The sequence below is a fragment of the Candidatus Kaelpia aquatica genome, assembly GCA_030765335.1.
Classification (GTDB): domain Bacteria; phylum Omnitrophota; class Gorgyraeia; order Kaelpiales; family Kaelpiaceae; genus Kaelpia; species Kaelpia aquatica.
The window spans coordinates 23031-46314 of record JAVCCU010000022.1; the positions used below are offsets into that span (position 1 = coordinate 23031).

Here is a 23284-nt window from a genome sequence, read left to right on the forward strand (position 1 = left end):
TTTGAAATCTAGAAATAAAGAATCGCTGACAGCTTTTCTATTTTTAACTCCAAACATGATTGGGTTTTTAGTCTTCATTTTATTGCCTGTTATATTCTCTCTTGTCTTGAGCTTTTTTAAATGGGAGCTTATCGGCAGCGGAGAGTCTCTGTTCTCTAATCTTAAGTTTGTTGGTTTTGATAATTTTATTAAGCTCTTAGGTTTTCATTTAAAAGACGGCCGTTTAATAGCTAATGATCCCCATTTTTGGCAGTATCTTTATAATACTGTGTTTCTGATGCTTATAATACCCATAGGCATTCTAGGCTCTCTGATATTAGCTATAGCTGTTAATCAAAAATTAAAAGGCGTTGTATTATATCGAGTTATATTCTTTCTTCCCGTTATATGTCCTATTGCTGCAATAGCAGTTCTCTGGAAAGTATTGCTTAATCCCGATTTTGGTCTTATAAATAGTTTGATAGTTAAGTTCTCAACTCTATTGGGCTTAGAGCTAGAAGGGCCTAATTGGTTATCTGATGCTAATTGGGCAAAGCCGGCAATCATGCTTGTTAACCTCTGGATGACGGTGGGCGGTTATAACATGATCCTATATTTGGCAGCATTGCAGGGTATTCCAAAGGACCTCTATGAGGCAGCAAATATAGATGGGGCTAGCTCCTGGCATAAATTTCGCTATATTACGGTCCCCATGATATCTCCAACCACTTTCTTTATAACAATTATGAGTATAATTGGAGGCTTGCAGGGTTCTTTTGCTATAATATACATCTTAACAGGAGGAGGTCCAGCCGGGTCATCTACCACTATAATGTATTATATATTTACAAATCTTTATGAATTTCAGAAGGCTGGATATGCTGCCGCTGTTGCCTGGGTGCTGTTTATTTTAATATTCCTTTTCTCTAGGATATATTGGAAGAAAGGCGGGAGCTTGGTGCACTACTGAGGGCTTAGATGAAGAACGAGATTAAGACGAGAAAGAGATTTAATGGAAAAATTACCAAAAATATCTTTTGGTATCTCTTTCTTTCTATTTTTAGCATTACCATGATTTTACCTTTTGCCTGGATGATATCTACATCGTTTAAAGATTCTGTCGAGGTTTATACAGGAGACCCTCTAGATTGGAGAAGCTGGATACCGGATAACTTTCTCTGGCAGAATTACGCCGACGTTTTTAAAGTAATACCATTTTTAAGGTTCTATTTTAATTCTCTATTTGTTGCTTTGTGTGTAACTTTAGGCGTTGTTACTACAAGCTCTCTTGCCGGCTATGCTTTCTCACGACTTAATTTTATAGGTAGAGATAAGATATTTTTTGCCTACCTTGCAACCATGATGATACCGGGTGCTGTTGTAATAATACCAGTATTTATTTTAATGCGGTACTTTGGTTGGATAGATAGCTATAAAGCGCTAATCATACCTGCTATGTTTACAGCCTATGGTACTTTTATGTTGAGGCAGTTTTTTATGACTTTACCTAAAGATTTAGAAGATGCTGCTAAAATTGATGGCTGTGGTTATCTGGGGATATTTTTAAGAATAATACTGCCTCTTTCAAAGCCAGCCTTGGCAACTCTTACCGTGTTTACCTTTATCGGTAACTGGCAGAGCTTGCTTTGGCCGCTCCTTGTAACCAACTCAATTGATATGTTCACTGTTCCTATTGGTCTATCTTATTTTGAATCCCAGTATTATCTTGTTAATTGGACGCTTCTTATGGCGGCCTCTACTATGGCAATTATTCCTATCGTTATAATCTTTATCTTTGCTCAGAAGTTCTTTATTCAGGGTATCAAACTTGAAGGGATTAAAGGATGAAGGGGACATTCGTTACATTTGAAGGTATTGAGGGAAGTGGTAAGTCTACCCAGGCAGGGCTTTTTATAAATTGGTGTCAGGAAAACGGCAAAAAGGTACTTTTTTTAAGGGAACCAGGTTCAACTTCTATCGGTGAGAAAATACGCGAAGTATTATTATCCCTTGATTATAAAAATTTTTATCCTCAGACTGAACTGCTACTTTTTCTATCTGCCAGAGCACAGATGGTTAGAGAAAAAATAAGACCTGCTTTAGAGGAAGGCGTTATAGTTATTTTGGACAGATATCTGGATTCTACTTTTGCCTACCAAGGATATGGTGAGGATATCCCCTTAGATCTTATTGATAAAATGAATTCTTTTGCGACCTCTAACCTCATGCCGGACATCACCTTTCTTTTAGACATAGAGATAGGGGAAGGTTTAAAAAGAGCAGGATTTAAAGATAGAATTGAAAAAAAGGGCTTGAAGTTTCATAGTAAAGTTCGAGACGGTTATAATAGATTAGTCGAAAGTTCCAATGGAAGAATGCATGTTGTTAAGGTTAAAGAAGATTCCTTAGAGACTCAAAAAGAGATAAGAGAAATTTTCCAGAAAAAGTTTTTTTATAAGTTTCTTTAGGATAATTAAATATTTGATTCTGTTTAGTAGAAAGAGTATATTAAAAGGCTAATTAGTTAGTAATAAGGAGGTAATTATGAAGAAGGGAATAGCTATTGCTGTTGTTCTGTTTTCCGGTGCTGTATTTATGTCATCTGTTTATGCTGGAGAGAAGCAAGGCGGAGTGATGGGAAAAGAGATGATGAAAAGCAGCGGCAGTGATGTGAGCTCTATGGCAATGAAGATGATGATGGGTAAATCCATGGTTGCAACCGAAGACGGTGGGGTTGTTGTTATGATAGGGAATAAGCTGCTTAAGTATGATAGAAATCTTAATCTCAAGAAAGAAGTAAAAATTGAAATTGATTTTTCTGAGATGAAAAAGATGATGAAAAAATGCAAGAAGATGATGGATAAGAAGAAGTGTATGATAAAGGAGAAGAAAGAAGAGATAGAGTAGATATAGCGTTAAATCAAGGCCGCCTTTGAGGCGGTCTTTTTATTTTTTTCTAAGTATAGTTGGGCGTGTTGAAAATTTTAGTTTGAGAGATTGCGTTGAAGAGGCTGTTAACAATTACCTGTATTAAATTTCTGAATTTAAGAAAGTTAAACAGACAGAAACTGACAAGGTAAGCGTATTCAGCAATGCTTTGCCCTCAACCGTTTAATTACCTGCTATTGCAATCATCGCAATCCTGAGGAAGATAGTCAATCTTAACGCATCTCCGCTCAAGAGCATGAATATTTTGCATATCGTCTGAACCGCGGGTTAGATCTAATTTATTGAAACTTATATCAATAGTATCGATTATTGTGTCATCAGGAAATTCGTTATAAAGCCCTGGGTTCTTGACTAAGGCTGAGATATCATCTATAAAATTGTGATGGAGAAATAGCCAGACTATATCGGTAAGCTCTGAGAGTGAAGAGATATCTCTTATTCGGTTTTGAGCAAGGTTTAAGTTTGTGATTTGAGCTAAATTAGGATTTTCGAAGACCCTTATATTAAAAATTTTATTAGCGCAGAGATTTATATCTACTAGGTTGTTTAGGTTATATAATACTCCAATATCCTCTATAAAATTGTCAAAGAGCTCAAGTTTTTTTAAATTATGGAGATTACCTAATGCTGAGATATCTTCAATATCGTTTTGAGAAGCTGCAAAGTATGCTAAATTGGTAAGACCTACTATCGGGGTGAGGTTAGATATTCTTGCTTCGCCTTCTTCTCTCTTTCCGCAGATACTTGTATGGTCAGATGGGGTTTTCCACTGTCGGGGATTCTTATTATCTGAGATATCAAGATGGGTCAAATTTATTAAAACAGGGTTATTAGTTAAAGGGTGTTTTGCCCCTAGAGCAGTTATATCTGTAATCATGTTGCCGTTTAGGTAGAGTTTCTTTAGATTTGACATGTTTGGATGAGCGAATGTCCTGATATCGGTTATCAAGTTATATGATGCTCTGAGTAGTGTGAGGTTGGTGAGGTAGCACACAGCGCTTATATCTCTTATCTGGTTGTATTGTATATCAAGTTCGGTCAATTGAGTGAGATTGGCGAGAGATGTTATATCCGTTATTTGATTATTACCTAAGTTAAGATGCGTTAAATTAATTGCATATTCTAATCCTGTTATATCTTTAATTCCGCAGCAGGATAATTCAAGGTTTGTCAAAGCTTGCATATCCTGGATAGTTATTGCTTCTCCAGTCTCTTTTTCTAGAACGGATCTTAGGCGTTGATTAAGAATCATATCTGGGATGTATACTCCGTTATCAACTGTTGCATTAAGATTTGTTGCGATTTTGTTTGATGAAGGGAGGGGACCTATGGATTGCATGATTGGATCAAATCTGCCTGATATTGGGTTAAAACCATAAGCATATGATGAGATCAAAGCTGTTAGTAAAGATATTTTTAAGATAGTATTATTCATTTTTATCCTTTTGTGAAATTGAAATTTATATAATAAATATACCATATGTAAGGTAGGAAAACAAATTTTAGGAAAAAATATAACAGATGGTACTTTTAAGTAAGATTTTAAGAGTTGTTTTCGTTTTTCTTTCTCGTAGTCTCATGGTGGGTTATCTTCATGGTAATATCGTCAATAGCAGCATAGATGCATGGAATAACAATTAAGGTTAAGACTGTTGCGCAGATTAAGCCCCAGACAATAGTTAAAGCCATAGGTTTTAAGAATGGATCGCCTCCCCAGATGCCATAGGCTGTAGGAGTTAGGCCTAATGAAGTAGTTATTGTTGTAAGTAGAACAGGTCTAAGGCGTAATCGGCCAGCCTCTATGATTGATTTGCGCCTATCCATTCCTTTCTGGCGCAGGTTATTTATAAATTCAACCAGGACTATTGAATCATTTACAACTATACCGCTTAGACCGACAACACCCATAAGCATAAAGAAACTTAATGGAAGGCCGTGGAGCAGAAATGCCCAGATAACGCCTATCAAGCCGAAGGGAATAGCCGTCATAACAATAAAAGGCTGAATGAGCGAATTAAAGTTAGCAGCCAATATTATAAATATACAGAAGAATGAAATTATAAAAGCTCTTATGAATCCTTGGATCGATTTTACGTTCTCTCTCTGTTCACCGCCGAATTTAACTGTATATCCTGGATATTGATTAGGTATATCTTTCATCTTTTGAGCAAGAAGCTGGTTAGCCTGGATGGAGGTTATATTCTTATTGTCTACATCGGCTCTGACTGTTATTACTCTCCTACCGTCTAAGTGACGTATCGTAGAGACAGCTGTTTTATCTTCTATCCTAGCTACCTTATTAAGGGGTATAAGATTGTTGAATTTATTGGGAATTAGTATTTTATTAAAAGTAGTTCTGCTGTTGCGATAGTTTTGCGGAAACATTACCAAAACATCTATCTCTTCTTCTGCTTTTGTCGACTTTATTGAGGTTGCAATTCCTCCTCTAAATGTTGTACGGATATTCGAAGCAATCTCATCAATCGATAAGTAGGTGCTGGCTGCAGCCTCTTCATCGACAACTACTCTTATTTCGCTCTGTCCTATTTCGTAATCTGATGTTATGTCGGTTACACCTGGTATATCCTCTAATATTGAATATGCTTTTTGGGATATCTCATTTAGTATCTCAAACCCATCGCCCCTTATTTGGATTGCTATAGCCTTACCTGTTGGAGGCCCTTCTGCCTCTTTTTCAAAATATATTTTATCAAAACCTTCTACCTCTTTTAATAAAGATCTTAAGCTATTGATAATATCATCAACCCCTCTTTTTCTATCTGCAGCAGGGCTGAGATATATAGTGATTTGAGCAATATGGCTTCCAGTCTTTCCGCTGGGATCGAATGCGTGGTGCGATGACCCGGATGAGCCAATTTCAGTTGTATAGGCATCAAGCTCATTAGGCGGGAGCTCAGATACTATTTTTTCTACTTTATTTATCAATCTCTCTGTCTTATAAAGATTGGTACTTATTGGAGCTTCTGTCTTTATATAGAATTGATCGATACCCTGGCTTCCAAATAATATAAAGGGCATAAATTTAGCGACTACAAATGTTAAGATTAGGATTATAGATATTATTGCTAGTATAAGGTAGCGTTTATTTAGAGCTTTATTTATGGTTTTAGTATAAAAATTAATCAGGGCCTTAAACCATGGCCGCTCTTTTTTGGATTTAAATTGTTCACCTACTTTTAACTTTACAAAATCTGCAATATGGGAAGGCAGGATGACCAATGCTTCAAATAAAGATGCAGCTAGAGCAATTGTTACAACAATAGGTATTTCACGGATAAATTTTCCAATTATACCTTCCATGAACATAAGAGGCATAAAGGCCGCTACTGTAGTTATAATAGTTGTAGTTACCGGCTTAATGACTTCCTCTGTTCCTAAAATGGCTGCTTTTTGGGGTGGGTGTCCTTCTTCTATGTAGCGGGAGCAGTTTTCGGCTATAATTATCCCGTCATCTACAAGCATACCTAATACTATAATAAGACCAAACATAGTTATCATGTTTACGCTTATTCCGGCAAAACCCATTATTGCCAGGGTCATACTAAAGGCTATGGGTATGCCCATAGCAGTAATAAGGGCTATTTTTAAATCCAGGAAAAATAGAAGCACTACCAAGACTAAGAATATTCCAATGATACCGTTTTGTCTTAACACTCCAAGACGTCTTTTAACATAGAAGGACATATCGTCGATATAGGAGGTATGGAGTTTCGGATTAGCGTATACTGAGTATTCTTTAACAGCTTTTTTAACAGCCGTTACTATTCTTATTGCATCGCCGCTACTCTTTTTAATAACCGTTAATGCTATAGAACGTGTACCAAAGCTTTTATTTATTGAATCTTCTTCTTCAAAAGAGAATTTTACCTTAGCAACGTTCTTTACATAGAGCCAGTTTCCTGTATCGTTTGCTCTTATTACAACATTTTCTATCTCATCTACTGTATAGAACTCTCCTGTAGTTCTAATACTAAATTCCTCATGAGATCTGATTTTTCCTGCAGGTATGCTTATATTTCTTTTACCAAGAGCTGCCATTATCTCTTCAAGTGAGATCTGATACTCTTTTATCTTATCAGGGTCAACCTCGACCCAAATCTCTTTATTACGCCAGCCGCTTTTAGATATTGAAGATACACCTTCTATATCTTCGAGAATATCTTCCAGATTCTCGGCATCTTTCTGTAAGTCCCATTCGCTCATATCTCCGCTCAATGCAATTTTAATAACTGGGATTTCACCTGATGTTATCTCTGTTACCCGAGGGTCTTCTTTAACCTCATTAGGCAGACCCCTCACTCTATCTACAGCTTTTTGAATATCATCTATTACTTTATCCTTATCTTTAGCATCACTACTTATCTCTACCAATATTGAAGATAGATTATCTGTTGAAGAGGAGCTAAATTCTTCTATACCATCTACGCCTTTAAGTTCTTTCTCAATAGGCGTAGTTACTAATTTCTCTACTTCATTAGGGGCTGCTCCTGGATAAGCTGTTGTTATTATAACGGTATCAAAGGAGACCTCAGGGAAAGCCTCTTTTTTTATTTTTGATATAAAGAGAGTATAGAATCCTGCAATAAGGATAAATACAGATATAAGGTTTATTAACAGCGAGTGCTTTACGGAAAATTCACTTATTTTCATAGTGTAGAATTCCAGTATTTATCAAGCAGTGTATTTTTTTTAATAGCCAAATCTATCAAGCTGATATGGTAATTATAAAGGGTGGCTGCAAGGTTTAGTTCTGCATTTAATAGGTCTTCTTCATACCTTATAACTGTATCTGAGCTGGATCTTCCGTAGTTAAATCTTTTCATCTCTTCGTGGAGTTTATTTCTTTGCAGCTCTACTATTGAGTTATAAAGTTCAGCCTGACTTTTTAAGCTGTTTACGCTTTTGACCTTGTTGTATACTTCTTTAAGTATCAGTCGTTCAACTTTTTTTAAAGAGAGCAAGAGCTGTTCTTTATAAAGGTGCGCCTCCTTGAGCTCTGAACGGGCTGCTCTATTTTCTAGAGGAATATTGAAGCTTATTCCTACATAGGTTTGAGAATCATTCTCTCTTGATAGATCACTCCAGGCATCGCTCTCACTGCTTCTGATGCCATTTTTGGTAAAGCTTGCTTCTAGGTCTATCTCTGGCCATAGAGAGTTTTTCTTCATGCTTATATCTATATCTTTAGATTTAAGTTTGTTTTTAATGATTTTATAGTCACGCCTAGCCTCTATTGCTCTCTCTAGTTCCGTATCTATATCTTTACTTAGAAGTTCTGTTTTTAAACCATCTAATGTCTTTATGTTAATAGAGGAGTCTTCTTCGTTTAATAGAAATAGCAGATTGTTTTTAGCCAGTTCTCTCTCTAGCTCTGCAATAAGGAGCTCATTCTTTCTGCTTTGAAGACTTGCTTTAACTGCAAATATATCTACTTCTTCTGCTAAGCCTCGTGAATATTTATCTTCATATTTTGCATATAATTCTTTGGATTTATTGAGCATATCATTTCTTATATTCAATATCCTATCTCTTAAAGCTAAGTTCCAGTATTCGGTCTGGACATTATATATAATGCTCTCTATGGAATCCAAAGAGGAGTATTTAGCATTCTCTATGTCTATCTTTGTTATTTTGATTTCACCTCGATCTTGAAGTCCGAAGAAATTTTTACCTAGAGGCTGGGTTAAAGCCAGAGTTCCAGATGTTTCATAATTTGGGCTTATTGTGACTGTTGAGAGACTTGAAGAGGTTCTCCCATCTTCTGCTTTAAGCTCTATAGTTGATCCTGTTGGCAGAGTTTTCTCTAGGCCCATTGAAAATGATTTACTGCGCGTGCGAGAGTTATCTGTCGTTGAGGACAATTGCTGTTTATTGTCGCGGTGGCTGGCTTCTAAAGTTAAAAATGTATCAAATATAGACTCTTCTTTTTCAAGTTTTGTCCTGCTTCTGTAGGTATCATATTTTGCAATCTGTATCTCTAGTGAATTTTTAAGTGCAAGATCTGTTACGGATTCAATTGACAGGGGCAGTACTGCGGCAGGTTCAATATCTTCAGCTTTAAGGTCTATCTTTTCTGCGGTTATTTCATTTAGAGATAAGGCTTTATTGTTGTTAAATATGATGATAATAATAGCTAAAGATAAAACTAGTGCTTTATATAAAATTTGATGTTTATTGTTTTTCATTTTGATATAGATCGGCTTTTATTTTCTTTAAAATATTTAGGTAATCTTCTCTCTCTTTTTCTGTTAATTTAGAGAATAGTTTTATTATCCCTTTCTCTCTCTCTAGGCGTACATTTTTTACTATTTTCTTACCCTTCTCTGTAATTTTTATATAGATGACGCGCCTATCTTTTTTATCATATCTCCGTTCTGCTGTTTTTATAGAGCAGAGCCTCTCCACTAGGCCCGTTGTAGCAGGCAGGGATATGTTGAGTTCAGCTGCAATATCTTTCATCTTCAGAGGTCCTTGCAGAGATAATATGTTGAGTGCTAAGTACTGGGGCATGGTAATAGTCCCATTCTTTAAGGCGTCATTTTGGTTTTTAGCTGCACCTCTTATTATATGAGGCAGTATTCTTGCAACTTCTTCGGCAAAATATTCAATATTCATTTTTTATTTATTTAATTTAATAAATAGTTCATGTCATTAATTATTTCCTGTATTAATTATTGCATATTATCTTATATTAGTCAAGATGTTCTGGTATAATAGCTAGGTAAATATAGGAGGCATTATGGTTATATTCTTTAAATTTGTATTTTTGGTAATCCCGCTGACGTATATTTTATTTGAGAAAAGAATCTCTTTAGCTGTAGCAGCAGCGCTGTTCTCTTATTTTCTAATTCTAAGAGTCTCTGAGTCTAACTCTGGAATATTGAATCTCCTCATAAAATCCAAGCTCTATTCTAGAGTTAAGAATATTACTAGAGAGAAACAGCTGAACGTTCTCTATATGCTGGGAGCTATATTTGTTGTAGTCAACTTTTTCCAAAAAGATATTGCCTGCTTCTCTCTCATATTAAGTTTGCTTTATATTGCACTATTATCTTTTCTGGAGAGGTTTTCTAGGATTCGACTCTTAAGTAGGCCTTTAGATATGATGCTGATTTTAACTTTAGCGATCTATCCTTTAGCTAAATACCTGGGGGTTCATTTTGCACTTTCCGATAATGTTATAAATTACTCTCTATTGAGTGTACCTTTAATACATTTTTCTTTACGTTGGCCGGAGGAGAGTTTCTCGGTTATATTTTTTACGGCTTTTGCGGCTCAATTTATTAAAAACTCTTTTTAAAAATGGTTAAGAGAGAATTGTCTTGCGGCGGGATTCTATATAGAAGAGTAGAAGATAGTTTTCAGATTGCTTTAGTTAAAAGGTTAAGAAAAAATGGCCTAACTGTCTGGTGTATTCCCAAAGGCAAGGTTGAAGAGGGTGAAAGCCATAGAGAGACTGCACTGAGGGAGGTCAGAGAAGAGACAGGAATGAATGGTATTATAGAGAGCGATTTAGGTAATATCAATTACTGGTTTTATGATACTGAGGATAAAGTTAAGATAAATAAGAAAGTATATTTTTTTCTTATGGCATACAAAGATGGTGATTTAGGGGATCATGATTCCGAAGTTGAAGAGGTAAGATGGGTTGGAATAGATGATGTTTTAGACTGTATGAGTTATGATTCTGAAAAAGATATAGTTGAAAAATCAAAAAATAAATTACTTGAAAAGGGGGTTGCTTGAAAAAGCTTGTGCTCCTATCCTTTATTTTAGGGTCACTATTTACATTGAGAGCCTATTGTCAAGATAAGGTTTTGATGGTGGTACCTAAGAAAGATTTTCGGGATGAAGAGCTGTTTGTCTCTAAAGAGATTATTGAGCACTCAGGTTATGGAGTAGATATAGCCTCTAGTTCTCCAGGATATTGCTTTGGCATGTTGGGGCATAATATCGAAGCCACCATGTCTTTAGATGATATCAAGGTGGCAGATTATAAAGCTGTAATATTTATAGGCGGTGTGGGAGCGAAAGAGTATTGGCATGACAATAGAGCACTCTCTATAGCTAGGGATGCCATGAAAGAGGAGATTGTTTTAGCTGCGATATGCATAGCTCCTGTTACTCTGGCCAATGCCGGAGTTTTGGAGGGTAGAGGCGCTACTGTGTCAGCTTTGTTTAAAGATCAGATTATAGCTAAAGGCGCAATTTATAGTGGTTCCGGTATCGAGGTTGATGTTAATATTATAACTGCAAGTTCTCCTTCTTCCAGCGAGGGGTTTGGTTGTAAGATAGTTGAGCTTTTAAAAGATAGATAGCTTTTAATTTCTGGAGGTAGATATGAGTTCTAAAAAAATAGTACTGCACTTTCCTAAAAAATTGGTTGACCGTCCTCTTGTCTGTGATGCTGTTAAAAAACATAATCTAGATTTCAATATCCTTAGGGCTTCAGTTACACCTGATGAAGAAGGGATCTTAGTCTTAGAACTTACGGGGGCGGCTAAAGATCTTAATAAAGCAATTAAACTCCTAAGGAGCAGCGAAGTTACAGTTCAGCCTTTAAGCAAGGATGTTGTTAGAAATGAGCCTAAGTGTACTCATTGCGGGCTCTGCGTAGTCTATTGCCCAACAAGCGCTTTATACACCGACAAAGTAACGCAGGAGATAATCTTTGAAAAAGATAAATGTATTGGATGCGAGATCTGTGTCAAGGTCTGTCCTACCAGAGCTATGGAAATTAATTTTTAATGCAAGAGAGGTTTTATAGGGATTGGGTCAAGAATTATGGAGGAATAAGTTTTCAGGCCCAAATTGAAGAGACGGATCTGTTTATATCGGCAGATAGTGACATTAAAGATCAAGCTCTCGATTGTGTTAAAAGGCAGAGAGCCTTGTTGAAGGATTATATAAAAAAAGATAGTTCATTTCTCACCTCGCTTGAGCCGATTGAAGTCGAACCTCAGGCACCTTTAATTATAAAAGAGATGACTAGGGCAGCTTCTATAGCCGGGGTTGGGCCCATGGCGGCTGTTGCCGGTGCGATGGCAGAGATTGTTGGAAGAGAGCTGCGCGAGCTAAGCGAGAACATAATAGTTGAAAATGGAGGTGATATCTTCATAGATACTTGCCGCAGCAGTGTGGTTGCTCTCTATGCAGGTAGTTCTTCTATGTCGGGTGAAATAGGCTTAAAATTAGATCAAAATATTATGCCTCTTGGAGTCTGCACTTCTTCAGCTACAGTAGGGCACTCTTTGAATTTTGGTAAAGCCGATGCTGTTACTGTGGTATCTGATTCAACTGCTATTGCTGATGCATTAGCCACTTCTATTTCAAATATGATCAAATTTTCTTCTGATATAGACTTTGCTTTAAAATATGTTCAAGATATTAGTGGTATTAAAGGGTTAATCATAGTTGCAGCTGGAAAGATAGCCTTTTACGGTGATGTTGAGATTGTAAAATTATGATTGTATAAAATTTGAGACATTTTTTAGCTATCTTCTTGCAGCTATTTTAGTTATAGTAATTATCTTGACATGAATTTGCTCTTATGCTAACGTAATTCTGATAAGAAATAAAAAAGGAGGATGCAATGACTAAAAAAGATATTGTCAGTAAAATTGTAGAGAAGACAGGCTATAAACAGACTGAAGTTAAAAATACAGTTCAGCTGATATTGGATACAATGACCTCTGCTCTTGTGGGTGGAAATAATATCGAATTGAGGAATTTTGGAGTTTTTAAAGTAAAGACAAGGAAGCCTAGGCAGGGACGTAATCCGCGAACAGGAGAGATAGTTCCTGTACCCCAAAGGCGTGTTGTGGTTTTCAAGCCAGGCTTGGAATTGAAAGAAAGATTAAAATAGAACCGATTTGATCGGGAAGAATGTTTACTTCTTACCATATCAACCTGGCTGTATGGAGAGAAGGAAGAGGAAGGTGAAGCATGAGTAGCAGAGGTAAGGTCAAATGGTTTTCGAACCAGAAGGGCTTCGGTTTTATAACACCAGAAGAAGGGGCGGATATCTTTGTCCATTTTTCTGCAGTTCAAACCGAAGGCTATAGGACGCTTGGAGAAGGCGACGATGTGGAGTTTGAGATAGTCGAAACTCCTAAGGGTCCTCAGGCTGCTAATGTAAAAAAAGTTAGCTAAACCAAAATTATAAACCCGCTTCTCTCTATTTTTTGAAAGAGGCGGGTTTTAAAATAATACTTTTTTTGTTTTTTTTCAATGCATCCTTGTACCTATCGTATTATACTAAAAATGGGTAAAATATGAATTATAGAAGGTTGCGAGGCACAGAAGATATATATGATCCAGAGGTTGAGATCTGGCATAGGATTGAAGCTATTGCCGAGGATATTTTCAAGCTCTACGGTTATAAGGATATAAGAACGCCTTTAATTGAGTACACAGAATTATTTAAGCGCAGCATCGGTGAAGCCACCGATATTGTAGAGAAAGAGATTTATCAATTTCAGGATAATTCTAAAAGACTTATATCTCTAAGACCAGAGGCTACCGCTTCTATTGTCAGAGCCTATCTTGAAAATAGCCTTTACCAAAAGCCTGGAGTGGCAAAATTTTATTATTCAGGGGCAATGTTCAGGGCTGAGAGGCCTCAGAAAGGACGAAAGAGGCAATTTCATCAGCTAGGCGTTGAAGCTATAGGTTCTCTATATCCTGAGATGGATCTAGAGGTTATGTTGTTAGCTCAGAAGTTTTTTGATCTTCTGGGCATTAAGGATTATATTATAGAGCTTAATACTTTAGGCTGTAGAGAGGATAAAAAAAAGATATCCGACTATTTAAGGAAAGAGATTAAAGGCGGCCTTCAAGATCTCTGCTCCAGCTGTCAAGAGAGGTACAATAGGAATATTTTCCGGGTTCTAGATTGTAAAAACCCCGCTTGTAGAGAAAAAATATCAAGGTTAAATATTGATATTAAGAATGCTGTATGTGAAGATTGCATAAGGCATTATCAGGATTTAAAAGGCATGCTTAACCTCTTAGGCCTTAAATATGTAGAGAATAAGTATCTGGTCAGAGGCTTAGACTATTATACCCGCACCGTATTTGAGATATCTCATCCAGGCTTAGGTGCTCAAAACACCATAGCTGCAGGGGGGCGGTATGACAATTTGGTAGAAGATATGGGCGGTTCTTCCACTGGAGCTGTTGGTTTTGCTTTAGGGGTAGAGAGGCTGATAATGACGCTTGATGAGAAGGCCGGTTACTTTAATAATTTGGATGTTTTTATTATTTTACAAGATAGAAGTTTAATAGATCAAGCCTTGCTTAAGCTTGTTGAGTTCAGGGATAATGGTATCTCAGCAGATATGGATTATGAGGGTAAGTCATTAAAATCGCAGATGCGGTTGGCTAATGAGAAAAACTCTAAGTTTGTTTTAATATTAGGAGAAGAAGAAGATAAGCAAGGGTTCTATTCTTTAAAAAATATGGAAGCACATCAGCAGCAGAAAATAAAAAAGACAGATATTTTAGATGTCGTTAAAGGAGGTTTAAATTGCTAAGGACTCATTATTGCGGAGAGCTTCGAAAAGAAGATAAAGACAAAAAGGTTGTTTTGGCCGGGTGGGTTTATAGAATAAGAGAACACGGTAAAGTTACTTTCCTTGATTTACGTGATCGGGAGGGTCTTATCCAGATTGTATGTGTTCCCAGTATTTTAAAAGATAGCGCGAATGTTGTTAAAGAGTTGACTAAAGAGGATGTTGTCTATATTGAGGGTACTGTTAATGAGAGGCCCCAAGGTACGATAAATAAAAATATTCCAACTGGAGAAGTTGAGTTGTTGGCGTCAGATGTTAGGCTGCTCAATAAATGCAAAGATCTTCCTTTTGACATAGAATCGGAGACAGAAGTATCTGAGGATCTGCGCCTTAAGTATAGGTATTTAGACTTAAGAAGAGAGGAGTTAAAGAAAAACTTTATCTTCAAAGACAAGGTTACCAAATATACCAGGGACTTTTTTCATCAGGAAGGATTTTTAGATATAGAAACGCCAATACTTACAAAGTCTACGCCTGAAGGGGCTAGAGATTTTCTGGTTCCTGCTCGCTTGCGTTCGGGGAGCTTCTATGCATTACCTCAATCTCCTCAGCTTTTTAAGCAGATTTTAATGATTGCAGGCCTTGATAAGTATTATCAGATAGCAAGATGTTTTAGAGATGAAGACTTAAGGGCTGATAGGCAGCCTGAGTTTACACAGCTGGATTTAGAGATGAGCTTTATTGATGAAGAGGATATCTTTAATCTTATAGAGGGGTTGTTAAGTTACATTTTTAAGAAAGTGTTAAATTATGAACTAAAGACCCCCTTCCTGCGCCTATCTCATAGAGAAGCTATGGAAAAGCATAATTCAGACAAGCCGGATTTAAGAACAGAAGGAGATGATTTTTGCTTCCTCTGGTTAAAAGATTTTCCATTATTCAATTTTAGTGTCGAAGAAGATAGCTGGGATATGGAGCACCATCCTTTTACTGCGCCTCATCCAGAAGACATAGATCTTATAGGTAAAGATATGGGCAAAGTTAGGGCCAGGTCGTATGACCTAGTTCTCAATGGTGTTGAGTTAGGCAGCGGCAGCATTAGAATACATCAGAGAGAATTACAGGAGAAGATTTTCAAAGCCATAGGCATAGACGATGAAGATGCAGAGCGTAAGTTTGGTTTTCTATTAAAAGCCTTGGATTCCGGGGCACCACCTCATGGAGGTTTTGCTTTAGGGCTAGATAGAATGCTTGCTTTAATGTTAGGGGAGAATAGCATCAGAGATGTAATAGCTTTTCCTAAGACTCAGCGTGGTATCTGCCTTTTAACCGATGCCCCTTCGCATGTTGATGTTGACCAGTTGCTGGAATTAAAAATAAGAACATTGAAGGAGGAGAGAGATGACTAGAAAAATACCATCTTTAATCTTAATGGCAGCTTTATGTTTCTCTTTAGGTTGTATAAGTGTAGGAACAAGAGAGATTATAATGCCTGATCAAGAGGTGATAGGTAATCAGGGTTATATGGAGGGTTCTCCTTTATCGACGCATGGAGATAGAGAGATTAAAAAGAAAAAGATTTTCGACGTAGAGATAGAGATTCCAGATCTGTTTCAGAAAGAAACAGCATCTTCTTACGATCAGACCATATGGGGTAATCAAGGGTATTTTCAAAAGAGAGATACCGAGATACCTTGTATTTATGTTGCTCCGAAAAAGAAACCCCTTCCTATTGTAAAGCCAGAAGAGGTATATGAGGGTGAAGATGATGCAGGTTCTCTTGATCCATGTTCTTGGAAGCCTGTGGAGCCTGCTAGAGTCGAATATATGGATTATGCAGTAGTCGAAGGGGACAGCCTTTGGATTATTGCAAAGAGAGTCTATGGCGATGCAACAAAATGGAACCTTATATCTGATAATAATCAGGATGTTTTAAAAGGCCGCAAATACCTTAAACCTGGAATGATATTGAAGCTACCTGTTTTGGACGAGAGTAGAGCCCAGTATATAAAATGAAAGAGAAGTTTTTAGAGCTTGAAGATAAGATTATCCAAACTCTTGGCAGTCGTTTTGATGGTAATGTTAAATTGATTAAGAGAATTAGGCTTAGATATTAAAGGCTTATGAAAGTAAGAGAGAGAAAGAAGATACTGAGACTTCGTAAACGAAAAGGAACCAGAGACTCCTTGAATTTAAAATTTTTTGTTCGGCCTTTAATAATACTTAGCACTGCATTTTTAATCACCGTAATATACCATCTGGGCGGAGAGGTGTCCCAGCTTAATCTAAGGGAGGGCGATATAGCCTTAAGAAATGTATTTGCTCCCTTTAGCTTTAATTACAGCGTCGGTATAGATAAGAATAAAACAGAAGCAGCAAAAGAGAGGGCTAGGTTAAATTTAGGAGAGGCCTATTCTCTTGATGAAGGCGTGTCTCTGGTCGTCTTAGATAAGATTAAAAAAATATTTGATTATACGCCGTCTGTTTTTATCGAAGGAGAAAATTTATACTTACCTGAAGAGCTGATACCTCTTATGCCTCAGGGTCTAGATTTTAAAGATCTCCGTGCTCTAAAAGAGTATAACCTAGATTTGGTTTTAAAAGATATATCTGAACAGTTGGAAGAGTTCTACAAGAATAGCTATATTATTTCTGACTCTGATTTTTCAAGATTTATTTTGTCAGAAGCTAAGCACCTCTATGTAAAGTCCGGAAGTGATTATGCTCAGCTCCCCAGAGATAGTTTGCAAATAGTTACTTTAAGTAAGGCCAGAGATATTCTTTCTTCAGAGTTTAATAGGGTATTCAAGTTTAAGAATAAAGAATTGGTAATAGGTCTAATATTTTGGAACTTGGAGCCCAATATAGTATTCTCTGAAGAAGAGACAGAGGTGTTTAGAAAAAGAGCAGAGAAGAGCGTAGAAGATGTATATATACGTAAATATATTAAAAAGAATGAGAGCATTCTTTCAAAAGGCAGACATATAAATAAAGAGGATCTGATTAAGCTCAGAGAGATTAGCAGTAAGTCCGAAGATAAAAAATTTCCCGTAGCCTTAGGAGTCTTTATATTCTCCCTGCTCTTTCTTTCTCTAATCACCATCTCTTATAAGTACTTTAATCCCAAGTTTTATCAAAATGTTTCTCAATTAATTTTAGTTTCCTTGGTCATTTTGATTACAGTAGCTATCTCTAAAGGAGTGGTGCTCTCTCCGTTGCCTAGTTATATCATCCCTGTTGCAATGGGGCCTATGTTAATAGCTGTTCTGGTCTCTTTTCCTGTTGCAGTAAAAGTCTCAATCTTTGTCGCTATTATAAGCGGCATCATAATAGGGGATAATATAGTACCTGCGGTATGTTTTCTAATTGGTTCCCTTGCCGGCACTATGGCCATGAAGGATATCCGTAACCGTCATCAGCTCCTTAAAGCTGGGATAGTTGTCTCGGGTGCTCAGTTTGTTGCTCTATTTGGACTGGGGCTAGCCTTTGGTATGGATAATAATATTCTTTTGAGAGAAGGCTTGATGGCCGTATCAAGCGGAATCTTGGCGGCTTTCTTTACATTGGGATTATTGCCTATCTTGGAGCACATCTTTAAAATCATAACCAACATAAGCCTTCTAGAGTACTCAGATTTAAATCACCCATTATTAAAAGAACTTTTAGTAAAATCTCCTGGGACATACCATCATGCTCTTGTTGTGAGCAGCTTTGCTGAACAGGCTGCGGAATCAGTTGGAGCTAATCCTCTTTTAGCCAGAGTCGGTTCCTATTTTCATGATATTGGAAAGTTGGAAAAACCTGAATATTTCTCCGAGAATGTATCTTTAGAGAAGAAAGATAAGTCTAAACATGAAAAGCTTTCTCCCTCTATGAGTAGTTTGATAATTATAAACCATGTTAAAAAAGGTATAGAACTTGCACAGTCATATAAGCTGCCTCCGGCAATAGTGGATTTTATTGAACAGCATCATGGGACTTCTTTAGTATATTATTTTTATCATAAGGCTTTGGAGGGTAAATCTCCTCAGGATATAAAAGAAGAGCAGTTTAGGTACCCGGGTCCTAAGCCTCAAACAAAAGAGGTTGCAATAGTCTCTTTAGCCGATACTGCTGAAGCAGCGACGAGAAGCCTCCAGGATCCGACTTCTGCTCGCATAAAAGGCCTAGTAAAAGAGGTGATCAATAATAAATTTATTATGGGTGAGCTTGATGAGTGTGAGTTGTCCTTTAAAGATCTGCATAAGATTGAGGATGTTTTTACTAGACTAAGTGTTAGCGTACATCATGGGAGAATTGAATATCCTAATGGCAAAAAAGAACTTTGACATTGTTGTACATAGTATAGATGCACCCTTAAAGAAGAATAAGATTGCTTCTTATTTTGAAAAAATAATAGAGGTTTTGCCTGAAGCTAAGGGTTTCTCTTGGAGTATTGCGGTAGTCTCAGATAGAGATATGAGAATATTAAACAAGAATTATAAAGACAGAGATAAGACTACCGACGTGCTGGCCTTTTTTTATCCTAACGGAGATCCTCAAGCAGAGATTGTAATATCTTCAGAGATGGCTGTTAAGAATGCTCCTTGCTATAACAACTCTCCCGAAGAGGAGTTCTTAACTTATTTAATTCACGGGGTATTGCATATTTTGGGATATAATGATATAAGGAAAGGTCAAAAAGATTTAATGTTTAAAAAGCAGAGCGATATTTTAGGGAAGATACTATGAAAAAAAGAACTTTTACTGCGCGGCTAAATAATGCGGTTGAAGGATTGATAGGTGTTTTCAAGGATCATAGAACTGTACGCTTACATCTTCTTATAAGTAGTCTTGTTTTTGCAGGAGGTGTTTTTCTTGGATTAGGCAGAGTGGAGCTGCTCTTTCTTGCCATGGCTCTTGGGCTTATACTTTTTGCTGAAATGATTAATTCTTGCATTGAGATGGTGCTTGATTTTGTGCATCCGAATTATGATAAGAAGTTGGGTAAGATTAAAGATATGCTTGCAGGTACGGTCCTGTTTATGGGCCTAGTATCGTTTTTTGTAATCTATCTCTTGATTAGTCCTTACTTGGAAACTTCTATGCCTAGAGGTTTTGATAGGCTAAGAGGGGCTAGTTGGTATATTACATTTTTAACTCTCGCTATAGTAGGCGCTATAGTCATAATAAGTAAAACTTTCTTCCAGAAAGGCACTCCGCTTCGGGGCGGTATTCCATCAGGTCATGCTGCTATGTCTTTCTCTATCTGGACTATCGTAACATTGCTTGAGGCAAATGCATTACTCTCAATATTGATATTTGTCATGGCAGTGATAATTGCATCCAGTAGGGTTAAAGAGGGTATTCACTCATTGTGGGAGATAACACTTGGAGGTTTGGTAGGGTTTTTAGTGACACTAACCATATTCCAGATATTTAGCGGCTAATGATGCCTAAAAGAGTAAGAAAATATTTTTTGACTGGTATTGCTACAGTCTTGCCATTAATAGTAACCTTCTGGTTTTTAACTTGGTTATTTGAAATTGTCGATAGCCTTTTATTAGATCCGTTTCTTAATTATGTTCAAAATTATTTCAGTTACCCTGGTATAGATATAATCGTCAAGGTGGTCTTGGTGCTAGTCTTGGTATTATTGCTCTCTTTTCTTGGATTTTTGGTTAGTTTTTTATTCTTCAGAAGATTTTTGAATTTTTTTGAAAATCTTTTTCTTAAATTCCCTATAGTAGGTAAGATTTATAAATCTATTAAACAGATAAGCGATGCTGTTATGGGTGAAGGTAGGAATGTGTTTAAAAAAGTAGTCTTTGTCGAGTATCCCTCTGACGGAAGGTTCTGTATAGGATTTATGACCGCTAAAGCAGAGAAGATTTTAAATGAAGCAGTTGGATCTGAGCTCATTGCCATCTTCATACCTACAACCCCCAATCCTACAAGTGGTATGTTAATTTACTATCCCAAGGAAAAGATTAAATATCTTGATATGACTGTTGAAGAGGGCATGAGAGTAGTTATTTCGGCAGGAACTGCAATTGTATCCTCCGATGATTGAAAAGACAAAAGCCTTTATAATCAATAGAAGAGTATATCGCGACACAAGCCTGCTTCTTACTCTATATAGCTATGATTTTGGTAAAATCGAGGGAATAGTAAAAGGCGTAAGAAAGATAGAGGATTATGGTCGCTATGATGGTATTTTGGATCTATTTTCCAATTACGAAGTGGTTTTCTATCCTCGTAAATCAAAATTTGCCCTCTTTGTTCAGTTTTACCTCCTAGACTCCTACTGGGATAGCATTAGAGATTACAACAAATTTTCCACTCTATGTTCAGCCATAGAGCTGTTGAACCATATTATGCAGCCTTATGAAGATAACAAGGATATATATGGTTTGATAGATTTTCTGTTAAGCGAGATATCTGTAAATAGGACAGATATTGTTTTTTATACTTTTTTGATAAAATTACTGAAATTCTCTGGTTTTAGCCCTCAAATAAACGAGTGTATCAGTTGTGCTAAAAAGATAGAATATAAGGGTTATTTCTCAATCTCTGAAGGGGTTTTATACTGTTCGAAGTGTGGCAGCGTGAGAAGAGGTTTAATTCCTATAAGCTCTGGAGTTATTAAGTCTATTAATTTTTTAAAAGACGAGCCTTATGTAAATATAAAAAGATTTCTATTTACTCCCAAAGTCAGGATGGATTTGGAAAACATTATTGCTAAGTTTTTAGAGTACCACATATCCTTTACCTCTAAAAGCTGGAGTGAGTTAAACTCTGAGCCTGTATATAGATGATCAGAGATAATATTATCAAAAGGTCTTTCTTTATTTCGTTTATGCTTCATTTTGCGTTCCTAATTCCTTGGAGAGGTATATTTTCTATCAAGCCCAATGAGAATAGAACATTAGGGGCAGAGCCTGTGGTAGTCTCTTATGAGATATCCAATAGAGAGAAAGTTGAAATTCAAAAGGTTGAAGTTCCAAAAAAAGATGAAAATACTAAAGCTGAGGACTTAGAGCGGGAGTCTTCCGAAGACTTTAAAGATGATGTTGTCCCAGAGGAGGAGCATGAGCAAGCTTCTTATTTAATTGAAGAGGATGAAGTCGTAAGCCTTTCAGGGAAGATGGATGGCCGCGAGGTCCCGGCTGTTCTTATTGAATACTATAGTTCCATAAGAGAAGAGATTAAAAAGAAAGCCTTCTATTATAAGCCTAATAAGGGTAGAGGTGCTGTCACAGTGCTCTTTGGAATTGATTCAAAGGGTCTACTTAAAAAATTGGCCATTGATGATATTAGGTCAACTAACCAAAAGACCTTGAGAGCCGCTGCTTTAGATAGCGTAAAACATGCTGCTCCTTTTCCTCCTTTTCCTCCGGAGCTTAAGAATAATATTATAACCTTCAGCATAACTATAGAGTTTGCATTGGGAAGTAACTAAAGCAGTATTTAATTTAAATTTAATCTATTTGGGGGTAAAATTGACTTCAATCTTTAAATATGGTAGATTTGAATAGTTTTAAATTTAGGAGAGAATCATGAAATACGCACTTCTTATTGCTGATGGGATGAATGATAGGCCTGTAAAAGAGCTTGATGGAGCTACGCCTTTAGAGGTTGCACATACGCCCAATATTGATAATATGGCCCAGAGAGGGGCTTTAATCGGTGTGGTTAGAAATGTTCCGCGTGGTTTTAAACCTGGCAGTGATATAGCAATAATGTCTATGCTTGGATATGATCCTAAATCATACTATACGGGCCGCGGTCCGCTTGAGGCTGCAAATCTAGGGTTGAAACTCACTGATAATCAAGTTGTTTTTAGATCTAACTTTGTAACGGTTGCAGAAGGGAAGATGATTGATTATTCTTCTTCTCACATAAGCAACAGAGAGACAGAAGTTTTGATAGAAGGTTTAAATAAGAAATTCGGTAGTAAAAAATTCAAGTTTTATACCGGTATAAGCTATAGAAATCTTTTAATCTCTGAAGGCATAGGTGATGAGGTTAAGACGATACCTCCTCACGATATAATTGGAGAGGAGATTGCTAAATTTTTACCTAGCGGATTAGACTCGGAGCTTATAAGAGATATGATGCTGGAGTCTCAGGATTTTTTAGCTTCTCACGATGTTAATAGAGTTCGCCTGGATTTGGGCGAGAATCCTGCAAATATGATATGGTTATGGGGTCAGGGCAGGCGCCCTAGTTTTCCGAGCTTTGAGAAAAAATATGGAGTAAATGGTTTTGTTATTTCTGCGGTTGATCTGGTAAATGGCATGGCAAGATCGATGGGCCTAGAGGTTGTAAAGGTTCCTGGTGCGACAGGGTATTATGATACAAATTATGCGGGCAAGGGAGAGTATGCAATAGAGAATCTCAAGAGATATGATTTTTGCTGCGTTCACCTTGAAGCAACAGACGAGGCAGGTCATAACGGAGATTTAAGAGAGAAGATAAAGGCAATTGAGTCTTTTGACCGTCATATTGTTGGTCCGATATATAACTATCTTAAGAAGGGTGGAGATTACAGGATTTTGATATCTTCGGATCATGCTACTCCTGTTGATCTGCGCACTCATACTGAAGAACCAGTAGCTTTCATCTGTTACGGCAAGGGGATAAAGAGCGGTATTAAGTTAAAGTCTTTTAATGAGAAAAACTCCAAGGCAACACTTATTGAATATATAGGGTCTAAGTTAATAGGAGAGGTCCTGTTTAAATGAGCGGTTTGACATTGCTGTCAGTTTCAATTGCGGCTTCTATGTTAGGTTATCTCTGTATTCCTAATAACTCTCTTTGCTGTGCTTTATAAGCTTAGT

General features: G+C 36.9%; 25 protein-coding genes. 21 read left to right on the forward strand and 4 right to left on the reverse strand.

What is annotated here, in order from left to right; translation table 11 throughout:
- The first annotated feature begins 1 nt into the window (after position 1).
- The 4 genes from P9X27_03800 to P9X27_03815 all read left to right on the forward strand — a co-directional run bounded on the left by P9X27_03800 (position 2) and on the right by P9X27_03815 (position 2886).
- Entirely contained in the window at positions 2-949 is a 948-nt protein-coding gene (locus P9X27_03800; GenBank protein MDP8253506.1) for a sugar ABC transporter permease, read from the forward strand.
- Between the two features lie 8 nt (positions 950-957).
- Positions 958-1827, forward strand: a complete 870-nt coding sequence (locus P9X27_03805) for a carbohydrate ABC transporter permease (GenBank protein ID MDP8253507.1) — start codon at positions 958-960, stop codon at positions 1825-1827.
- Entirely contained in the window at positions 1824-2447 is a 624-nt protein-coding gene (gene tmk, locus P9X27_03810) for a dTMP kinase (protein MDP8253508.1), read from the forward strand. Before P9X27_03805 ends, tmk begins: the two co-directional genes overlap by 4 nt.
- 76 nt (positions 2448-2523) lie before the next feature.
- Entirely contained in the window at positions 2524-2886 is a 363-nt protein-coding gene (locus P9X27_03815; protein MDP8253509.1) for a hypothetical protein, read from the forward strand.
- Positions 2887-3094: 208 nt separating this feature from the next.
- On the opposite strand, the gene P9X27_03820 is transcribed toward P9X27_03815, so the two are convergent.
- The 4 genes from P9X27_03820 to P9X27_03835 form a co-directional block, all read right to left on the reverse strand.
- Positions 3095-4363: a leucine-rich repeat domain-containing protein gene (locus tag P9X27_03820; protein ID MDP8253510.1), complete on the reverse strand. Its 1269-nt coding sequence runs from the start codon at positions 4361-4363 to the stop codon at positions 3095-3097.
- Between the two features lie 107 nt (positions 4364-4470).
- The gene (locus tag P9X27_03825) at positions 4471-7599 is read right to left on the reverse strand and encodes an efflux RND transporter permease subunit (protein MDP8253511.1); all 3129 of its coding nucleotides are present in this window, start codon (positions 7597-7599) and stop codon (positions 4471-4473) included.
- Positions 7596-9134, reverse strand: coding sequence for a TolC family protein (locus P9X27_03830; GenBank protein MDP8253512.1), 1539 nt, complete (start codon positions 9132-9134; stop codon positions 7596-7598). The genes P9X27_03825 and P9X27_03830 overlap by 4 nt, the downstream gene beginning before the upstream one ends.
- Entirely contained in the window at positions 9121-9564 is a 444-nt protein-coding gene (locus tag P9X27_03835) for a MarR family transcriptional regulator (GenBank protein MDP8253513.1), read from the reverse strand. The genes P9X27_03830 and P9X27_03835 overlap by 14 nt, the downstream gene beginning before the upstream one ends.
- A gap of 124 nt (positions 9565-9688) precedes the next feature.
- On the opposite strand from P9X27_03835, the gene P9X27_03840 reads away from it, so the two are divergent.
- The 17 genes from P9X27_03840 (at position 9689) to P9X27_03920 (ending at position 23188) form a co-directional block, all read left to right on the forward strand.
- The gene (locus tag P9X27_03840; protein ID MDP8253514.1) at positions 9689-10249 is read left to right on the forward strand and encodes a hypothetical protein; all 561 of its coding nucleotides are present in this window, start codon (positions 9689-9691) and stop codon (positions 10247-10249) included.
- 2 nt (positions 10250-10251) lie between these two features.
- On the forward strand, positions 10252-10695 hold the full coding sequence (locus P9X27_03845) for an NUDIX hydrolase (protein MDP8253515.1): 444 nt from the start codon (positions 10252-10254) through the stop codon (positions 10693-10695).
- Positions 10696-10769: 74 nt separating this feature from the next.
- A complete protein-coding gene (locus P9X27_03850) occupies positions 10770-11267 on the forward strand; it encodes a DJ-1/PfpI family protein (protein MDP8253516.1) in 498 nt (165 codons plus the stop codon).
- 22 nt (positions 11268-11289) lie between these two features.
- On the forward strand, positions 11290-11697 hold the full coding sequence (locus P9X27_03855; protein MDP8253517.1) for a 4Fe-4S binding protein: 408 nt from the start codon (positions 11290-11292) through the stop codon (positions 11695-11697).
- Positions 11697-12416, forward strand: coding sequence for a UPF0280 family protein (locus P9X27_03860; protein ID MDP8253518.1), 720 nt, complete (start codon positions 11697-11699; stop codon positions 12414-12416). The genes P9X27_03855 and P9X27_03860 overlap by 1 nt, the downstream gene beginning before the upstream one ends.
- Positions 12417-12523: 107 nt before the next feature.
- Positions 12524-12814: an HU family DNA-binding protein gene (locus tag P9X27_03865; GenBank protein MDP8253519.1), complete on the forward strand. Its 291-nt coding sequence runs from the start codon at positions 12524-12526 to the stop codon at positions 12812-12814.
- Between the two features lie 80 nt (positions 12815-12894).
- Positions 12895-13101 (forward strand): cold shock domain-containing protein, encoded by a 207-nt coding sequence (locus tag P9X27_03870; GenBank protein MDP8253520.1) that lies wholly within the window; start codon positions 12895-12897, stop codon positions 13099-13101.
- A 122-nt stretch (positions 13102-13223) separates the two neighbouring features.
- On the forward strand, positions 13224-14483 hold the full coding sequence (gene hisS / locus P9X27_03875) for a histidine--tRNA ligase (protein ID MDP8253521.1): 1260 nt from the start codon (positions 13224-13226) through the stop codon (positions 14481-14483).
- Positions 14477-15871, forward strand: a complete 1395-nt coding sequence (aspS, locus tag P9X27_03880) for an aspartate--tRNA ligase (protein MDP8253522.1) — start codon at positions 14477-14479, stop codon at positions 15869-15871. The genes hisS and aspS overlap by 7 nt, the downstream gene beginning before the upstream one ends.
- A complete protein-coding gene (locus P9X27_03885) occupies positions 15864-16478 on the forward strand; it encodes a LysM peptidoglycan-binding domain-containing protein (GenBank protein ID MDP8253523.1) in 615 nt (204 codons plus the stop codon). Before aspS ends, P9X27_03885 begins: the two co-directional genes overlap by 8 nt.
- A 107-nt stretch (positions 16479-16585) precedes the next feature.
- On the forward strand, positions 16586-18790 hold the full coding sequence (locus P9X27_03890; protein MDP8253524.1) for an HDIG domain-containing protein: 2205 nt from the start codon (positions 16586-16588) through the stop codon (positions 18788-18790).
- Positions 18771-19193, forward strand: coding sequence for an rRNA maturation RNase YbeY (gene ybeY, locus P9X27_03895; GenBank protein ID MDP8253525.1), 423 nt, complete (start codon positions 18771-18773; stop codon positions 19191-19193). Before P9X27_03890 ends, ybeY begins: the two co-directional genes overlap by 20 nt.
- On the forward strand, positions 19190-19891 hold the full coding sequence (locus P9X27_03900; GenBank protein ID MDP8253526.1) for a diacylglycerol kinase: 702 nt from the start codon (positions 19190-19192) through the stop codon (positions 19889-19891). The genes ybeY and P9X27_03900 overlap by 4 nt, the downstream gene beginning before the upstream one ends.
- Positions 19892-19893: 2 nt before the next feature.
- The gene (locus P9X27_03905; protein MDP8253527.1) at positions 19894-20514 is read left to right on the forward strand and encodes a DUF502 domain-containing protein; all 621 of its coding nucleotides are present in this window, start codon (positions 19894-19896) and stop codon (positions 20512-20514) included.
- Entirely contained in the window at positions 20507-21259 is a 753-nt protein-coding gene (gene recO / locus P9X27_03910; protein ID MDP8253528.1) for a DNA repair protein RecO, read from the forward strand. The genes P9X27_03905 and recO overlap by 8 nt, the downstream gene beginning before the upstream one ends.
- Positions 21256-21903: a TonB family protein gene (locus tag P9X27_03915; GenBank protein ID MDP8253529.1), complete on the forward strand. Its 648-nt coding sequence runs from the start codon at positions 21256-21258 to the stop codon at positions 21901-21903. Before recO ends, P9X27_03915 begins: the two co-directional genes overlap by 4 nt.
- Positions 21904-22000: 97 nt before the next feature.
- Positions 22001-23188 carry a cofactor-independent phosphoglycerate mutase gene (locus P9X27_03920; protein MDP8253530.1) on the forward strand — a complete coding sequence of 396 codons (1188 nt, stop codon included), beginning with the start codon at positions 22001-22003 and terminating at the stop codon, positions 23186-23188.
- Positions 23189-23284 lie beyond the last annotated feature (96 nt).

What these genes read in the sequence shown, in the direction of transcription:
- P9X27_03830 (MDP8253512.1), bottom strand. Translation starts at nt 9,134, where the DNA reads ATGAAAAACAATAAACATCAAATTTTATATAAAGCACTAGTTTTATCT.
- P9X27_03845 (MDP8253515.1), top strand. Translation starts at nt 10,252, where the DNA reads ATGGTTAAGAGAGAATTGTCTTGCGGCGGGATTCTATATAGAAGAGTA.
- P9X27_03825 (MDP8253511.1), bottom strand. Translation starts at nt 7,599, where the DNA reads ATGAAAATAAGTGAATTTTCCGTAAAGCACTCGCTGTTAATAAACCTT.
- P9X27_03850 (MDP8253516.1), top strand. Translation starts at nt 10,770, where the DNA reads ATGGTGGTACCTAAGAAAGATTTTCGGGATGAAGAGCTGTTTGTCTCT.
- ybeY (MDP8253525.1), top strand. Translation starts at nt 18,771, where the DNA reads ATGGCAAAAAAGAACTTTGACATTGTTGTACATAGTATAGATGCACCC.
- P9X27_03815 (MDP8253509.1), top strand. Translation starts at nt 2,524, where the DNA reads ATGAAGAAGGGAATAGCTATTGCTGTTGTTCTGTTTTCCGGTGCTGTA.
- P9X27_03820 (MDP8253510.1), bottom strand. Translation starts at nt 4,363, where the DNA reads ATGAATAATACTATCTTAAAAATATCTTTACTAACAGCTTTGATCTCA.
- P9X27_03890 (MDP8253524.1), top strand. Translation starts at nt 16,586, where the DNA reads ATGAAAGTAAGAGAGAGAAAGAAGATACTGAGACTTCGTAAACGAAAA.
- hisS (MDP8253521.1), top strand. Translation starts at nt 13,224, where the DNA reads ATGAATTATAGAAGGTTGCGAGGCACAGAAGATATATATGATCCAGAG.
- P9X27_03885 (MDP8253523.1), top strand. Translation starts at nt 15,864, where the DNA reads ATGACTAGAAAAATACCATCTTTAATCTTAATGGCAGCTTTATGTTTC.
- tmk (MDP8253508.1), top strand. Translation starts at nt 1,824, where the DNA reads ATGAAGGGGACATTCGTTACATTTGAAGGTATTGAGGGAAGTGGTAAG.
- P9X27_03840 (MDP8253514.1), top strand. Translation starts at nt 9,689, where the DNA reads ATGGTTATATTCTTTAAATTTGTATTTTTGGTAATCCCGCTGACGTAT.
- P9X27_03805 (MDP8253507.1), top strand. Translation starts at nt 958, where the DNA reads ATGAAGAACGAGATTAAGACGAGAAAGAGATTTAATGGAAAAATTACC.
- P9X27_03905 (MDP8253527.1), top strand. Translation starts at nt 19,894, where the DNA reads ATGCCTAAAAGAGTAAGAAAATATTTTTTGACTGGTATTGCTACAGTC.
- P9X27_03900 (MDP8253526.1), top strand. Translation starts at nt 19,190, where the DNA reads ATGAAAAAAAGAACTTTTACTGCGCGGCTAAATAATGCGGTTGAAGGA.
- P9X27_03855 (MDP8253517.1), top strand. Translation starts at nt 11,290, where the DNA reads ATGAGTTCTAAAAAAATAGTACTGCACTTTCCTAAAAAATTGGTTGAC.
- recO (MDP8253528.1), top strand. Translation starts at nt 20,507, where the DNA reads ATGATTGAAAAGACAAAAGCCTTTATAATCAATAGAAGAGTATATCGC.
- P9X27_03835 (MDP8253513.1), bottom strand. Translation starts at nt 9,564, where the DNA reads ATGAATATTGAATATTTTGCCGAAGAAGTTGCAAGAATACTGCCTCAT.
- P9X27_03915 (MDP8253529.1), top strand. Translation starts at nt 21,256, where the DNA reads ATGATCAGAGATAATATTATCAAAAGGTCTTTCTTTATTTCGTTTATG.
- P9X27_03870 (MDP8253520.1), top strand. Translation starts at nt 12,895, where the DNA reads ATGAGTAGCAGAGGTAAGGTCAAATGGTTTTCGAACCAGAAGGGCTTC.
- P9X27_03920 (MDP8253530.1), top strand. Translation starts at nt 22,001, where the DNA reads ATGAAATACGCACTTCTTATTGCTGATGGGATGAATGATAGGCCTGTA.
- P9X27_03860 (MDP8253518.1), top strand. Translation starts at nt 11,697, where the DNA reads ATGCAAGAGAGGTTTTATAGGGATTGGGTCAAGAATTATGGAGGAATA.